Annotated in this window: 10 protein-coding genes and 1 tRNA gene; 4 read left to right on the plus strand and 7 right to left on the minus strand. The window is 42.5% G+C overall.

The window, feature by feature from the left end; all coding sequences use genetic code 11:
* Positions 1-829 precede the first annotated feature (829 nt).
* The 7 genes from AB0756_RS36100 to alr all read right to left on the minus strand — a co-directional run bounded on the left by AB0756_RS36100 (position 830) and on the right by alr (position 11,373).
* Positions 830-3,898, minus strand: coding sequence for a hybrid sensor histidine kinase/response regulator (locus AB0756_RS36100; RefSeq protein WP_038089374.1), 3,069 nt, complete (start codon positions 3,896-3,898; stop codon positions 830-832).
* Between the two features lie 171 nt (positions 3,899-4,069).
* The gene (locus AB0756_RS36105) at positions 4,070-6,901 is read right to left on the minus strand and encodes a methyl-accepting chemotaxis protein (RefSeq protein ID WP_038089371.1); all 2,832 of its coding nucleotides are present in this window, start codon (positions 6,899-6,901) and stop codon (positions 4,070-4,072) included.
* Positions 6,902-6,962: 61 nt separating this feature from the next.
* Positions 6,963-7,460 carry a chemotaxis protein CheW gene (locus tag AB0756_RS36110; protein ID WP_038089370.1) on the minus strand — a complete coding sequence of 166 codons (498 nt, stop codon included), beginning with the start codon at positions 7,458-7,460 and terminating at the stop codon, positions 6,963-6,965.
* Positions 7,461-7,465: 5 nt separating this feature from the next.
* Positions 7,466-7,843, minus strand: a complete 378-nt coding sequence (locus tag AB0756_RS36115) for a response regulator (protein ID WP_038089367.1) — start codon at positions 7,841-7,843, stop codon at positions 7,466-7,468.
* A 43-nt stretch (positions 7,844-7,886) separates the two neighbouring features.
* Positions 7,887-8,963 (minus strand): response regulator, encoded by a 1,077-nt coding sequence (locus tag AB0756_RS36120; protein ID WP_038089364.1) that lies wholly within the window; start codon positions 8,961-8,963, stop codon positions 7,887-7,889.
* Between the two features lie 854 nt (positions 8,964-9,817).
* A tRNA-Leu gene (locus AB0756_RS36125) sits at positions 9,818-9,899 on the minus strand.
* A gap of 283 nt (positions 9,900-10,182) precedes the next feature.
* Positions 10,183-11,373 (minus strand): alanine racemase, encoded by a 1,191-nt coding sequence (gene alr / locus AB0756_RS36130; protein WP_038108408.1) that lies wholly within the window; start codon positions 11,371-11,373, stop codon positions 10,183-10,185.
* A 400-nt stretch (positions 11,374-11,773) separates the two neighbouring features.
* Between alr and AB0756_RS36135 the strand changes: the two genes are divergently transcribed.
* The 4 genes from AB0756_RS36135 to AB0756_RS36150 all read left to right on the plus strand — a co-directional run bounded on the left by AB0756_RS36135 (position 11,774) and on the right by AB0756_RS36150 (position 15,790).
* On the plus strand, positions 11,774-12,271 hold the full coding sequence (locus tag AB0756_RS36135; protein ID WP_038108409.1) for an HNH endonuclease: 498 nt from the start codon (positions 11,774-11,776) through the stop codon (positions 12,269-12,271).
* 426 nt (positions 12,272-12,697) lie between these two features.
* Positions 12,698-13,990 (plus strand): DHH family phosphoesterase, encoded by a 1,293-nt coding sequence (locus tag AB0756_RS36140; protein ID WP_050045292.1) that lies wholly within the window; start codon positions 12,698-12,700, stop codon positions 13,988-13,990.
* Positions 13,991-14,042: 52 nt separating this feature from the next.
* The gene (gene sixA / locus AB0756_RS36145) at positions 14,043-14,540 is read left to right on the plus strand and encodes a phosphohistidine phosphatase SixA (RefSeq protein ID WP_038093192.1); all 498 of its coding nucleotides are present in this window, start codon (positions 14,043-14,045) and stop codon (positions 14,538-14,540) included.
* Positions 14,541-14,653: 113 nt separating this feature from the next.
* A complete protein-coding gene (locus AB0756_RS36150; RefSeq protein WP_038093189.1) occupies positions 14,654-15,790 on the plus strand; it encodes a citrate synthase in 1,137 nt (378 codons plus the stop codon).
* Positions 15,791-16,027 lie beyond the last annotated feature (237 nt).

Here is a 16,027-nt window from a genome sequence, read left to right on the forward strand (position 1 = left end):
AGGATTATATATTGTTAACTGAACTCTATTGGGATATTACCTACCAATGTCCCTATATAGGTTTAGTTCAAAAATTAAATAAGAATTCTATATTGAGTTTGTAACTGTTCTTTAGAGCCTGTCACTATAATCTCAATTTATTCATTGCTTTCCACAAATTACTTTCATTCCTGAAAAAACAAGTTCTGTCAGCGCTATAAGGACGCCATCGCCGACAATACCAGAACAATTACCCTGCTCCTGTTTTGACATTTGCGATCGCACTCCTGTAGTTTTGTTGATTCTATCTATAACTTGCTTTGGGAAGTAGCAAGCACACTTTTAAATCTTAAGAAATGGGAGCAAATTTTAGGCTTCAGCAAACTCCGTATAATGGCGCATCTTTGGAGGATCGAATCCCAGTGTCAAAAATAGTTTGAGCTTGAATGCGATTATCCCAGATCGGTTTTGCGTGTTCAGTTAATAGGTGTTGGATGTATTGACGGTATTCATCGACGGTAGCCATCGCTCAATTACCTCCAGATCGATATTCTATATCAGTAGATAAAGTTGGTTTTGCTCTGGGGAGAAAGGGAGCACCTTGTGAAGAAATTACGTCGGTAATCTTACACCAGAAAGGGAGTAGCTTCGTCGAACTCGCGTTATTTAAGAAAAAAGCCTGCGTATGCAGGCTCTACAAAAGGGAGTTATTAAACTAAAACTTGGTATCAAAATCAAAAATATTTGACCTTATTGCTAACTTCTTTATCTACGAATAAAAAATCTCTACAATAATTCATTATCAGCTTCCGTCAGGTTTATTAGCGGTTTATAAATAAATTTGTAATTCTCATTTAGCAGCCCCTGCGAAAGGAAAAATAATATCATCCAAAGTCCTCAACAACTCTTGTTCATTGTAAGGTTTGGAAAAATAAGCCCGCGCACCCAACTGCATAGCTAACTGGCGATGTTTATCACTACTCCGAGAAGTCAGCATCGCAATCGGTATATCCTTAAAATCAGTATTTGATTTCACGCGGCCTAAAAATCCATAACCATCAATGCGAGGCATTTCAATATCGCAAATCACAGCCTGAACTTTCAAACCACTCTGGAGTTTTTCCAAAGCGTCTTGACCATCTTTAGCTTGTTCGACTTGATATCCTCCTTTCTCTAGAGTTAAAGCTAAAAAGCGCCGCACGTTAATCGAGTCATCTACTATTAAAATAGTGCCTTTACGATTTCCTGAAAGCGCTGCTTGTTTGTCATCAGATGGTGTTAAGAAAACTGTCTTTAATTTAGAAGATGGAAGCTGACTGGTTCTGGGTACGCGCTCATTAGTCGCAATCCAATAAAGCATCTCATTGGCATTAACCAACGGTACAACGCGACCATCACCCAAAATCGTACAGTTACTAAAACCACTTGGTAAAGCAATATTGCCTTCTACCCGACGGATAGCAACTTCTTGTTCGCCCCAACAACGATCCACTTGCACTGCAACTGGCTGATTTCCTTGGCTAACAATAATAACGCTGGAAGCATTAATTGCTGGGGGCGTCTCTAGGGTTGGATTGTCATAGCGGGGACAATTAAAGTCTAAGTGACGACTCAAACGAACTAACGGAAGCATGGTACCCTGCCAGTTGAGGACTTCGCCTGTCGCCATTGGTAAGACGTGCTCTTCGTTAAGTAGGAATATCTCGGAGACAACATCTGTGGGGAATGCCAGGAGCATGCGATTGCTTTCGACAAGCAGCACTCGTGCAACTGAGAGTGTAAATGGTACGGAGAGGGTGAATGTAGTTCCATTCCCTACTTTTGTATCAACTTTGACATCGCCCCGGATTTGCTTGAGGTTGTTACGCACGACATCCATACCAACACCACGACCAGATAGAGTTGTCACCTGTTCAGAAGTGCTAAAACCGGGCTCAAAAATTAACGACAGGAGTTCTTCTTCTGTTGCTTGTGCCAATAAAGCAGGTTCCAATCCCATCTCGATTGCGCGAGTCCGGATTTTCTCTAGCGAAATCCCGCGTCCATCATCTCGGAGCGAAATAATGGTACGATTTCCCTGATGGGTTGCTTTAATTTCTATCAACCCTTGTTCGTTCTTACCAGAAGCACGACGTGTGACCGGATCTTCAATTCCGTGGTCAAAAGCATTTCGGACTAAGTGCATCAAAGGCTCATTCAAAGACTCTAGGATGCTTCTTTCGATTAAAGTGTTAGCCCCTTCAATTTTTAACTGTACGTTTTTGCCGTATTCTACGCACAAGTCGCGCAAGGCTCTAGGAAAGCGATCCACAACATCAGATAGCGGGCGCATTCTGATTTGTGTGAGCTTTCTTTGCAGTTGCTTGGATGTTTTGGTAAGCTTGCGGGCAAATTGGTCTGTATCGTCAATGCTAAGTTGAATGTCAGTTGTGACTTCTTGCACTTGAACGATCGTTTCCATAACTTCCTGAGAAAGCAAGTTGAGTTCGTTGTAGCTATCCATTTCCAAGGAATCAAACTCACCTTCCACTCCATTTGCTCCATCATTCTTCTCTGAAACTGGCGCTGGAAGTTCTTCTGGTTGCTCGGCTGGTGCTAGTGCTCTTAATGCTTCTCCAGATGGCACTACACTTTGAGTGGCTATTTTATCATAAGCTGTCCTCAGTTGTTGGTTTTCTCGTTCCAAAACTTGGACTCGTTGGTTCAAATTACGAATGAGTTTGCGTAACCTTTCAAGTTGCAAATTCATCCCATTGCGTTGAATTATCAGTTCTCCAAAGAGATCGTTAATTTGCTCAAGTTGTCTGCTTGGAACTCGGACTGTATTTTCTGGAGTTTCGCTCTTATGACCACCTACAGTTTGCTCGGCTTTGCGATTGTAACTTGATGTAGGAATTTCTCTAGAAGATACTGTAGCTGGCTCTGGTTCTGGTTCTTCAACTTGAGCGTTGCTTTCTTCAGCAAAAGCTGCTTCCAAAGCTTCAAAGTCGGCTGCAATGATTTCTCGATCCAGCCAGGATTCTTCCGTCTCTTCTGGTTGCAGAACTCCTGCTTCTATAAATTCTGGTTCTACTTCAGGAACTGGGGCTGGTTCTACTTCTAGTAGTTCTGTTGGGGTGCTCTCTATTATTGCAGCCGCTACATCGTCAATTTGTAACTCTATTGGCAAGCTTTCCAGTTGATTTGTCAGTACTAAAGCTTGCGATCGCCGCCATGCTTCCAACGCCGACCGAGCAACTGTTTCCACCTGAGAAGGTTCCGCAGCTTCTATATAAGCTGCAATTGACATACATAACTGAGAAAAAGCTGACAGTTGGAGCATTTCACCCAATCCACCCAACTCAGCTGCCATAATAGCCACTTCTTCTTTCAGACAAGGCTGTTCGCCATCAGCCAGTACTGCTTCAAGACGCTGCAAACATCCTTCCACCTCTGTTTCAAACAGCAAAGGTACGATATCTTGTCCGTCTTCTGGAGACAGCATAGTTGCTGCATCTTCAGGAGTAGGATCGCCCAAACGTTGATGCAGTTCATCAAAAACTGGGTAACAAAAAGTACTCAACCACTGCTCCTCTACCTCCCCACCTTCCGATAGCAATTCCACTATCTGACGCAACCAATCCACCGCAGCAAGCAGTAAACTCTGTAACTCAGTATCTATTTCTAAAGAATTTTTCCTAGTTTTTAAAACTTTAAATGAATCTTCTAAACGGTGAGCCAGATCGCTCAGAGACCGAAATCCCATCATGCCAGCACCACCTTTTATAGAATGGGCGGCTCTTAGTGCGGCATTAATTTTTTCTGGAGAAATGCGATTGCTGGGGTTAATTTCCAGCAATACCCCTTCCAAGGTATTAAGATAATCATTCGCTTCCTCCAGAAATTGCATCTGGATTTCTAATTCTTTGTCTTGTGACATAGGGCTAATAGCTAGTGGCTAATGGTGAGTCCAGTCCTGTAGGAGGGTTTCCCACGCCCTGGCGACTGGCGAACAAGGGAGGGCTAATGGCTAATGGCTGATGGCTAATGGCTGATAACTAATGTTTAATTAATTGTCTGGCAATTAGCTATTAGCTATTAGCTATTAACATTAATCTACTTTGAAGGTACCAACAGTTGCTTGCAACTGTTGCGAAATCTCTACAGTTTGTTGCAGAGACTCCGAAACTTGACGTGAAGAATCACTGGTGCGTTGCGAGGAGGAGGCAATTTCTCTCATCAACTGACTGACTGTTTGTGATGTTTCCACTTGAGAGGCTGTTGCTTGAGAAATTGACTGCACCAACAAATCGATTTGCCGCGAAATATCTAAGATTTGAGTTAGACTTTGCTTGGCGTCTTCGACAATGCGCGTACCTTCTACAACCTGGGTTGTTCCCAGTTCCATCGCCTGCACCACTTCCGTTGTTTCGCGTTGAATGTTTTCAACAATTTGTTCTATTTCTTTTGTCGCCGCCGCACTTCGGGCTGCTAATTCTCCTACCTCCTCAGCTACAACCGCAAAACCCTGTCCTTCTTCTCCCGCCCGCGCCGCTTCAATACCGGCGTTGATGGCAAGTAAGTTGGTTTGCATGGAAATCTGATTGATCAAAGCTACCACACGGGATATCTGTTGGGTTGATTCTCCCAATCTCTTTACTTTCTTGGCAGTTTCGCCTACTGTTTCGCGTAGGTGCAAAATATTCTGCACTGTCATATCCATTGCTATCCCACTCTTTTTAGCCGTGTTGGCAGCTGTATTGGCAACAAAGGCTGCTTGCTGGGCGCTTGCTGCGACTGCTTGAATTGAGTGGGTCATGTTATCAACAGCATCAAGGGAGCGATTGATTTCTGAAGCTTGGGCGAGTGCTTCCTCTGCAAGGCGGCGAATCGAGCCTTCGTTTTGACCGATCGCTTGGTTAACTTGGATGGCTGCTTGTTTAACTTGGGTAACAATGTCCCGCAAGCTTTCCACAATGGAGTTAAAGAAGTCGGCAACTGTGCCAATTTCTCCAGCTGTGACTTCCGCACGTACTGTTAAATCCCCACTTGCTGCTCCTTCCACTTCACTTAAGAGTTCTAGGAGTTGCATTTGCAATGCTTCTTTTTGCCGACGCTCATCTTCTGACGATCTTTCGGCAATGGATCTTGCTTTTTCGACTTCTTGTAGAAGCAGTGCTTGTTCTAGGGCGTACCCTACTTGGGTGGCAATTTGTTTAAACAACTCTATTTCTGATTGCAGCCAAATACGGGGACTATCACAATGATGGGCAATCATTAAGGCAATAAGTTGTCCGTCACTAATAATTGGTGCGACTAAATTTGCTTTGACAGCAAATTTTTCTAACATCTTGATGTAGCATTGAGCGTTGCTTAGATTTGGGTCTTGATATATGTTAGATATTGCCCGAACCCTACCATCTTTGTATGTTTCTACATGGCGTTCTCTAAAACAGGGATCGTCAATTGGTACGCCTAGCATTCTTGGCAAGCCAGCAGTTACAGATTCAGCAACAACATCTCCATCAAAGGTTTCTTGATTGAAATGATAAATCAAAACTCTATCCGTTTTGATTGCCTGACGAACTTCTCTGACCGCTGTTTTGTAAATATCCTCCATGTTGAGGCTTCTGCGGGTTCGGAGAGTAATTTCTGCTAGTAATTTTGCTCTTTCTGTATCCAGTTCTTGTTGTTTAACCAATGTCTGTAACTGGGCTGCCATCTGGTTAATATTGGCGTTTAAAATACCCAATTCGTCTTCTGACTCTACTTCCAAACGGGTTCCTAAATCCCCTTGTCCGAGTTTTGCCACTGCATCTGTCGCTTTCACAATTGGTTCTGTAATTTTCTTCGCCAATAAGACTGCGATCGCAGCTACAACGATTGCTGCCAATCCCGTTCCTAAAATAATTGTCAGTCCCAATTGTCTTTGAGGTGCAAATGCAATTCCTGCATCTGTTGTCAGAATGGCTTGCCATTTTAGATCTGGCAATCCTTCTTGAATTCTAGATGTATAGCTGACAAGTTGTTCTTTTCCTTCAAGTTGATTAACTGTCGTAAAAGTATCTTCTTTTCTTTGTCCTTGACGTTGAGCTAAACCGGGAAAATCTGCTTGAATTTCTCTTCCTATATAAGTTTTGTCAACAGGCAAAAATAATTTTCCTAAATCGTCAGCTAAATAGTATTTATGCCCTGTTTCTGTATAGTTTTTCAAGATCTCATCTAGAGATTTTAGAGGCATACTGGCTCTGACGATAGATGAAACTTGTCCTGTAACTGAATCTTTAATTGGAGCAGCAATAATAATGTTGCCATTTCCCGTCTCTTGCGAAACTTGTGGCTGGCTGATGTAAGTGCTTCCTTTTTGCTTTGCTGCCTCAAAATATTTATTTTTCCCTTGATGGGTTATAGAAGCTCCTCGAGATTGTGCGATCGCATCCCCACTTAGGTTAAGGATTGCAATGCTGTCATAGACTTTATAACTCTCTATATATTTGTCTAATAAAACTTGTTTTTCTTTAGGAGTTAGAGAATCCCTAAATTTAGTATTTGTTAAAACTGGCAAAGTTGATAAGACTTGCATATCGGTATAGCGCTCTAACATAAAGCGGTTTACTTTATCTGCTATACCATTCACTTCTGCTTGTTGAATTTGGGAACTTTTACTGCCCGTTGCCATACTAGCTACATGATAAGCTAACGTGCCAATTGCTAACACGGGAATTGTGCCAATTGCGATCGCAAGTAATGCAGCTTTAGTTCCCAAACTCAACCGCTTCAACGGTGCTGATAACCTATTTAGGCTAGAATCAACAGTTAACTCAGTATTTCGCTCTCTCTCTATTTCTACAAAATTGCTATCTTTTCTTTTTGAAGAATTATCAGCTACTCCATTTTTTTCTGCATCCAAGCTATCTTTAGCATCATTAGTTTTATTAAACATAGGGAATTCTCCTGAGGTGATGAATAAACATACTTAAAACAGTTTTTCTTAGTAGTACACCCTAATCACTGCGGAGAATAGAAGATTGCACAATAGCCTGTGCATCTAACACCAGTAAAATTTCTTTTTGTTGAACAACACACCCGCGTAAATAGGGAATCAAACTAGATGCCACTTGTCCTACAGGAGAGCGTATATCATCCGGCATAAACTTAGTTGTACCTTGTATTTCTTGTACAACCAAGCCCAAAAGTAATGTATCCACCCGAATAATAATTACGTTATACTGTCGCAACCGATTGTCAAGATATTCCAAATTGAACATTCTTGGCAAATCAATAGCCCAAACTATCCGGCTCCGCCAATTCATTAACCCCAATACGCAACCGGGCATATTGGGCATTGATGTTATGGCTTCAATCGGCACGATAATTGCTTCTTGCGTGTGCCTCATCGGCAACACGGCGGACGTTTGTCTGTTTAACTGAAACTTGAGATAACCATCTCCCAAGTTATTTTGAGTAAGTTTTGTCGAAAGAGTAATTTTAGAACTGTTCATTAGAATTAAATCGCCACAGATTTAATAGCCCGGAGGAGCTGTTCGCGAGTGTAAGGTTTTGTTACATAAGCATCAGCTCCTTGTCGCATTGCCCATAATCGGTCAATTTCCTGGTTTTTAGAACTACATATCACGATTGGAACTTTTTGTGTGCTCGGATTTCTTTTCAAGGAACGACACAGTTCAAAACCACTCATTCCCGGCATAACAACATCTGTGACTATCACATCCGGGTTGTGTGATTGAGCTTTTTCTAAAGCTTCTTTTGCGCCAGCCGCTTTAATTACGTTGTAACCACTTTCTTTAAGATAATGGCTCATTAACTCCAATTCACTGGGAGAATCTTCAACAATCAAAATTGTGCCTAACAAAGTAATACTCACTCCTAACTCTCCTAATAAATGATGAAATTTTCCTGTTTGTTACTTAAGTGCCAATGTGCTTAAACACCATTTTTAGCAAATCTGACTGGGAAAACGGCTTTGTTAAATACCCCGATGCTCTGACCATTTTTGCTTTGGCTCGGTCTATAAATCCCGTTCTGCCAGTCACCATAATGATGGGAGTATTTTTAAAAGCCGAATGCCTTCGTAACAAAGAGCATAGCTCGTAACCATCCAGGTTAGGCATCTCAACATCTAGTAATATGATATCCGGCTTGCTACGTAGTATTTGCATGAGCGCTTTCACCGGATCGTTAATCGTCACTACTGAAAACGCGCTTTCGTCTAAAAAGTGTTTGATAGAATTTAGTACCGTTGGGCTGTCGTCAATACAAGCAACGGTGTAAGTGTTTTTACTACTTTGTTGTTGGTATTTACTACCATTGAAATGAGAATTTTCAAAATGGTTCGTATTCTGCAATTGTTCCCCTAGTTTCAGTTGAGATGATGGCTGAACTTGGGTCTGTGAAACAGGTGTTGAATAGTAAGCAGGAGCATGAGCTTGTGCGGTAACCGTCGCTTGAGGATTTTGTCGATTGCGAAGTTGCTTTTGGCAGTGTTCCACAAGCAATCGCAAATCCAATCGGCAAAATCTAGGCATTTGATTCAAGGGAGATTCTCCATTGAATTCGTAGTTCCCTTGTTTAATAGCAAGAAATGCCTCCAGTACTTCCTTAGCCATTTCATCAATCAATATGGCTGCTTGAGGAGGAGTTATATATTCCTCATTTACCAACCAGCAAATAGCTTGATAATCTGGTACAGGTATGGAGCCATCGTCGCCGTTTGCTTCAAATATCAGCCGTACCTGCATCATAATTGTACTGTTGAGCGTGGGCAATTGCTGACTTAGGCGAGAAGCATGATTCTCAAGTCGGTCAAACATTTTATCTGAGGACGCATAAATAAGTTTACCGTCTTCTAGATAGATTGACCAAGACACTGACTCTGTGAATACTTGTAAGCAGCCTGTAGCACGCCGACTAGTCAGTTGTGCTAATAGAGATAGCGGATGTAGTTTTTGAAAAAACTTGTAGCTACCTATAGGAGTTGTGCTCATGAGTGCTGTTTTTGGCTAAATTCAATTAGGTGTGAGCTTATCTGTTACAGAGTTTCCCTACAAGTCAATAGAATTTGCTAAAATCTTTGTTGCAAAGAATACAAAATTGTGACTTTGAGGCTTGCAGGAAACTCAGTGGTAGCACCCTTCTTTTAAGATGAAAAATCTCAGTTAACGCGTCAATAGCCATGAAATTTACTAATGATACTGAGATTAGCAGACATTTTTACACGGCAAGTAAAAAAAGTGTAAAGACTAGATGAAATCATCTACCTAAAGAGAACTTGTTTGACAGCAACCGAAGTAATACTGTAGATGAGTGACTTTGACTTGCAAGGGCGAACCTGCTATTTTAAGTACTTATCTTTCAGTATAGTACGGTTTCTCAGGACAAGATAATGTTTCAGGGGTTATTTACCCTATCATCAGTATTTTTACTTGCAAAATATGTAAACCAAACATAAAAATGCCCTCACCATAGAATAGTGCCACTGTCTGTTATATACCCTCTCAGGTACATTTGCCAGCTATGATATTAACTGTACGAATGAAAATCGTGTAGTTGAACTTTATACGAAACAAAATTTAACAGCATAATTGTCAAAAAACTTCCGGATAACTTTTAGTTAACCTTACAGGGTATCAAAAGGTTTTCAGAAAGCACTCTATCCTTGCACGTAGAAGACAGAAAAATTTGAGTTAAGAAAGGTAGAAGACAGAGGCTGCAATACTGAAGAAAATATGTTTATTTTATACGAAAAAAAACTTTACAGGCATAGCAAGATACACCAGTCCTTAAGGTTCTGGAAACCTTAACTGGTATCTCTCTTTAAATAGGTATTAAATAATTGCTATGCGGATGAAAGGACTTGAACCTTCACACCTTGCGGTACTAGAACCTAAATCTAGCGCGTCTGCCAATTCCGCCACATCCGCATTAGTAGTCTATACTATCACAAGAAATTAATTGTAGCAAGTAAGTTTTTGGTTGCTAATGGCTAATAGCTAATAGCTAATTGTTAATTAACCATCAGCCATTAGCCCTCCCTTGTTCGCCAGTCCCGGTGATCGCGGGAAACCCCTCCCTTGTTCGCCCTCCCTTGTTCGCCAGTCCCGGTGGTCGCGGGAGACCCGCCTACAGCACTGGTCTCACCGCCTGCTTTCTCTGGACTCACCATTAGCCATTAGCCATTAGCCATTAGCCATTAGCCATTAGCCATTAGCCATTCCCCAATGCTACACGCGGTAAGCGATGCTTAAAGCCACACAGAATTTCCCAAGAAATTGTATTTAGCTGATTTGCCCAATCTTCAGCAGAAATTTGTTCTTCTCCTTCTTTCCCCAGTAAAGTCACAACTTCGCCTTCTTGTATATCTGGTAATGCACTGATATCTAGCATCAACTGATCCATTGTAATTGCACCAATTTGCGGCACTCGCTGACCTCGAATCAACACTTGCATTTTATTGGAAAGATTGCGAGGTATGCCGTCAGCATAACCAATTCCCACTACGGCTAAGCGGAGTTCTTGCGGTGCTATAAAATGATGACCGTAGCTGACGCCCGTTCCGGGAGCAATAGTTTTTACTTGGGTAACTCGGGCTTTTACTTGCATGACTGGCTTGAGATCGATGCTAGATTCTAAATGAATAGCTGGGTAAAGACCGTAGAGTGCTAAACCCGCACGCACCATGTCGTAATGTAATGACTTATCGCTTAGAGTGGCTGCTGAGTTTGCTAGATGCAAACAAGGAGGTTCTATCCCCAAAGCTTTAATTTGAGCGATCGCATTTTCAAACCTCTGCTGTTGCTGTTTCATCACAGTAGTGTCCGGGCTATCGGCTGTTGCAAGGTGAGAATAAATGCTCTTAATAGCAAGATGTGGCAAACGCTGCACTAGCTGAACAAACTCACTAGCTTCTTGCCAATTTGTTCCCAACCTTGACATTCCCGTATCTAACTTAATATGTACGGGTAAGGGAGAATCACAGTTAATCTCTTCTAGAGTATTGGAAAATACTAAAGCTTGTTTGGGGCTTGTCAGTGTTGGTTGAAGTTTCCAATGTGCAATAGCTTGGATTTGTTCTGGCGTGTGGGTTGCTCCTAGAATCAAAATTGGACTTTTAATACCTGCTTCTCTTAATTGAATTCCCTCTGGGACTGTAGCAACTCCAAGCAAACTTGCACCTGCTTCTAAAGCTGTTTGAGCCACAACGATCGCTCCATGTCCGTAAGCATCAGCTTTCACGACCGCCATAAGTTGGGTACTTGGCGACAGTAACTTTATCAGTTGACGCACATTATGGGACAGTGCTTCTAAATCGATTTCTACCCAAGCACGTTGGGACATCCAGGCATAGCTATGATTCTGCCGATCGAAGGTAAGATGATTTTTCTCGTGGCTTAGCATTTTTGCTTATTCTCCTATCACACCACTTTTTAGTTGTAAGTATTATTCCCAATACTCGCAATCTTTCTCGATAATCGGAAAGTTTAACCTTCTTTGTAAAAATCTCACAACTTGAGTGAGGAGTAGAGACTGAGGGGAGGTAGGGAGTAGGAAGATGAAGGAGAAATGTCCTATGTGCAAAGCACACGCTATACGATGCGACGAAGCTATGCCCGCAAGGGCTATACGCTAGTCCCTAGGCAGCGGGAACCGCACCTACAGGACTAGACTCACCACCAACCACTAACCCTTGACTATTTCCTCAATTCCTGCTTTTGTAGGAAGTATAATTTATCCTCATCACCATAGGAGGATAGATTTGTGTTAATATATGTAAAATTAATAGCTTGAGCGCTTATCAATGGGGAAGGTTTTAGTTCTAAACGCCTCTTACGAACCGCTCAATATCACGAGCTGGCGGCGAGCCGTGGTCTTGTTGATAAAAGGCAAAGCTGAAAGGGTTGAAATCAATAACAAGCAACTCTATTCTGGCTTTCCACTTCCGACCGTTATTAGGTTACGACATTACGTTCGCGTTCCCTATAAGGAAATTCCTCTCACTCGACGGAATCTCCTGCATCGGGACGGTCATACGTGCCAATACTGCGGTTACACGGGAGATGACTTGACGCTAGACCATGTTGTACCGCGATCGCGTGGGGGCGGCGATACTTGGGAAAACATAGTGACAGCCTGCGTTCGCTGTAATGTCAAAAAGGGAAATCGTACACCGAGTGAAGCTCACATGATGTTACGCCATCATCCCCGAAGACCTTACAGCAGTCTCTATTTCGAGGTCAGCAAACATCTCAAGAGTGGATTGCACAAAGAATGGCAAAAATACGTTATCGGACTCTGACATACCTTGTTCCTATCTGAGAACGGCGGCGCATTGTCAGCCATCGCGTTGTTGCCCTAGCTTGGTGAAGCTTTGTCGATCTGTGACTTTAACCCAGACGCAAACGTCTGAAGTTGACAGATGAGGCTGCAAAATTTTTTGCATCCTTTCAAGCAACTTTGTTAATATAACATGGATTGGCGAAAAGGCAACCAGGGTACGCTAAGAATTTGCCAAGTTTGGGCGACACAACGTATTTTGCCAGAGTTCAGCAACCCAATAATATCAAGTTGAGTGAAAAAATACTTAAGATATAGACTGACAAATATAGTGCCAGTCTGGAATAATTCTGCGAAGATTGTAGATGTGTGGCTGAAGTAGCAAATTACAACCTGTAATATTTCTTAGCGAAGAACAGGAAGCCCCACACTCTTAAAGACCTTAGATATGCAAGTGAATTCTTCCCTAACCCAGTTTGAAAATTTTCCAGTACTAACAGATTCAACATCAGAGGATGGTGAGGTAGACGATAAAGACTCAATTGAAGTTCCGCTCAATCGACAATCAAGTACAACAACGTTGACTAATGAGTCAGGAAATTCTTTAAATCAGCGTAACGGTGGAGCAAGCGATCGCAAAGCGGAAGAACTGCGTGCTATGCTTCTAGCCCACCGACAGGAACGACATTTGATCGTCTTGCAAGATTTTCCCGATCCTGATGCTTTGTCTTCTGCTTGGACATACCAACTCATTGCACAGCAATACGACATCAAGTGTGATATTGTATACGCGGGAGCTTTGAGCCATCAAGAAAACATCGCTTTGGTAAAGCTCACGAATTTACCCGCCCAGCGTTGGACGTTGCAAACACTAAAAGGCAAAGATTTGCCCTCATCCTATCAAGGTTTTGTACTGATAGATAATCAAGGAACCACTTCTCAGCTTATGCCTGTGGTAGAGAATGCGGGTATTCCTTTGGTAGCAATTATTGACCATCACAGTTTGCAAAGCGATATCAAATCAGACTTTGTTGATATTCGACCTTCTGTCAGAGCAACAGCAACAATTTTTACTCAGTACTTGCAGGCAGGATTGCTATCGCTTGATAGTAGTATTAACCAACACGTAAAATGCGCGACAGCCTTGATGCATGGCTTGCGATCGGATACCAATAGACTGATGCAAGCACAGGAAGATGATTTTATGGCAGCAGCGTATCTGAGTAGATTTTATGACGCACAACTGCTAAATGCGGTACTGCAGGCGAATCGTTCTAAACGAGTGATGGATGTTATAGAGCGATCGCTAAAAAACCGCATTGTGCAAAATAATTTTTCCATTGCGGGTGTTGGTTACCTCCGCTACGATGACCGTGATGCCATTCCTCAAGCGGCTGATTTTCTAGTCACAGAAGAAAACGTTCATACTGCCGTAGTGTACGGCATAGTTCATGATGAAGATGAAGAATTAGAAGTTGTGATTGGTTCCCTCAGAACCACCAAGCTAACGCTCGACCCCGATGAATTTATCAAAGAAGCCTTTGGACAAGATAGTAGCGGGCGCTTTTTTGGTGGTGGGAGAACAAGCGCAGGTGGATTTGAGATTCCCATGGGTTTCTTATCGGGCAGCAATGAGAATTCTGCTTATGCGAAAATGAAATGGGAAGTTTTTGATGCTCAAATAAAGCAAAAGCTTTTGAGATTGGTAAACCCTAAAGATAATCCGATTCAGTCGGAATAGCGATTGGCTAATGGCTATTAGCCATTAGCTATTAGCTATTAGCAATAAAAAAATGGAACTATATTTAATCCGTCACGGCATAGCCGAAGAGAAACAACCAGAAATCAAAAAAGATGAAGAGCGAAGTCTTACAAAAGAGGGAAAGCAAAAAACAGAGAAAGTCGCCCATCGGCTCAAGCAAATGGGGTTCCATTTTGATTTAATTGCTACAAGTCCCTTGGTGAGAGCGCGTCAAACAGCAGAAATACTTATAGCAGAGGGACTGAGCTCTCAACTTGAAGAATGTACCTATCTTGCTCCTCAAGGGCAGATCTACAATTGGGTGACCCAATGGCTAGAACCGAGAAATTACGCGCCTGACACCCAACTCGCATTGGTGGGACACGAACCAAATTTAAGCGCTTGGGCAGAAATTCTGGTTTGGGGGCAAGACAAAGCATCCTTAGTCCTGAAAAAAGCAGGTATGATCGGGGTAAAACTACCAGAAAAGGGATCTCCTCTGGGTTGCAGTCAAATGTTTTGGTTGACGCCACCCAAGTACTTGCTTTAGCAGTAGTGCAACGTTTTTGAAAGAAATTCCAAGGAAACGGATACTGTTATGGTGATAAGAATTTCTGGGATGTTGCTTTCTTAGAAATATTTTACGAAACAGATGGTGTTGCCATGATGGTGTGCGAATTCAAGCCTGGGCTGGATGGCATTCCCGCCGCCCAATCCAGTATTAGCAGTGTTGATGGGCATTTGGGAATATTAGAATACCGTGGCATTCGGATTGAGGAACTAGCAGAAAAGAGTACATTTTTAGAAACTGCTTATCTCTTAATCTGGGGCGAATTGCCCACATCCGAAGAATTGGCAGCATTTGAGTCTGAGGTTCGCAATCACAGGCGGATCAAATATCGCATTAGCGACATGATGAAATGCTTTCCCGAAAGCGGTCACCCAATGGATGCTTTACAAGCCTCTGCGGCTGCATTGGGGTTATTTTATTCGCGTCGGGATTTGAACAATCCAATCTACATTCGTGATGCTGTTGTTCGCCTCATAGCCAAGATTCCCACAATGGTGGCGGCTTTCCAATTGATGCGAAACGGTAATGATGCGGTACGTCCTCGAGATGATTTGGATTATTCCGCTAATTTCTTGTATATGCTCAACGAGCAAGCACCCGATGCACTGGCGGCGCGAATATTTGATATTTGCTTGATACTTCACGCCGAACATACAATGAATGCTTCTACATTCAGTGCTAGAGTCACAGCCTCTACCCTAACAGATCCATATGCTGTCGTTGCTAGTGCCGTAGGAACCTTAGGGGGACCGCTACACGGAGGGGCAAATGAAGAAGTGATTCAGATGTTGGAGGCGATCGGTACTGTAGAAAATGTCCGTCCTTTTATTGAGGATTGCCTCGAACGCAAAGCCAAGATTATGGGGTTTGGTCATCGCGTGTACAAGGTAAAAGATCCGCGTGCCACCATTCTGCAGAATATGGCAGAGCAACTGTTTGATAAATTTGGTCCGGATAAATACTATGACATCGCTCAAGAAATGGAACGAGTCGTAGAGGAAAAATTGGGACATAAAGGTATTTATCCCAATGTTGACTTTTATTCCGGCTTGGTGTATAGAAAATTGGGAATCCCTACAGACTTGTTTACACCAATATTTGCGATCGCCCGTGTTGCCGGTTGGTTAGCCCATTGGAAAGAACAACTAGAAGAAAACCGGATTTATCGCCCCACCCAAGTTTATAACGGCAAGCATTCTATTTCTTACACTCCAATTGAGAAGAGGTAGGAGACTTGGGGATGGGGGATTGGCCAGAGCGTTTGTAAGTGCCTTTCCCCAGTCTCCCCATCCCCGCATCCCCCAACGCCATAAGTAAATCCTAATTCATACCATAGGTAGAATTTCTTGTCCGCTCAGTAAGGGACTCAAACACTCCAACGGTATACTAGGCATGGGAATTGCAAAAGATCTTAAATTTTGCATGATTTAGAAAGAAATAGTAAGAGGTGAATTTACAGTTATTAA

Source organism: Tolypothrix campylonemoides VB511288_2 (assembly GCF_045999855.1).
GTDB classification, from domain to species: Bacteria; Cyanobacteriota; Cyanobacteriia; order Cyanobacteriales; family Nostocaceae; genus Scytonema; species Scytonema bouteillei_A.

Excerpts from the sequence above, each read along its gene's own strand:
- AB0756_RS36100 (WP_038089374.1), bottom strand. The coding sequence starts at position 3,898 with ATGTCACAAGACAAAGAATTAGAAATCCAGATGCAATTTCTGGAGGAA.
- AB0756_RS36105 (WP_038089371.1), bottom strand. The coding sequence starts at position 6,901 with ATGTTTAATAAAACTAATGATGCTAAAGATAGCTTGGATGCAGAAAAA.
- AB0756_RS36110 (WP_038089370.1), bottom strand. The coding sequence starts at position 7,460 with ATGAACAGTTCTAAAATTACTCTTTCGACAAAACTTACTCAAAATAAC.
- AB0756_RS36120 (WP_038089364.1), bottom strand. The coding sequence starts at position 8,963 with ATGAGCACAACTCCTATAGGTAGCTACAAGTTTTTTCAAAAACTACAT.
- alr (WP_038108408.1), bottom strand. The coding sequence starts at position 11,373 with ATGCTAAGCCACGAGAAAAATCATCTTACCTTCGATCGGCAGAATCAT.
- AB0756_RS36135 (WP_038108409.1), top strand. The coding sequence starts at position 11,774 with ATGGGGAAGGTTTTAGTTCTAAACGCCTCTTACGAACCGCTCAATATC.
- AB0756_RS36140 (WP_050045292.1), top strand. The coding sequence starts at position 12,698 with ATGCAAGTGAATTCTTCCCTAACCCAGTTTGAAAATTTTCCAGTACTA.
- sixA (WP_038093192.1), top strand. The coding sequence starts at position 14,043 with ATGGAACTATATTTAATCCGTCACGGCATAGCCGAAGAGAAACAACCA.
- AB0756_RS36150 (WP_038093189.1), top strand. The coding sequence starts at position 14,654 with ATGATGGTGTGCGAATTCAAGCCTGGGCTGGATGGCATTCCCGCCGCC.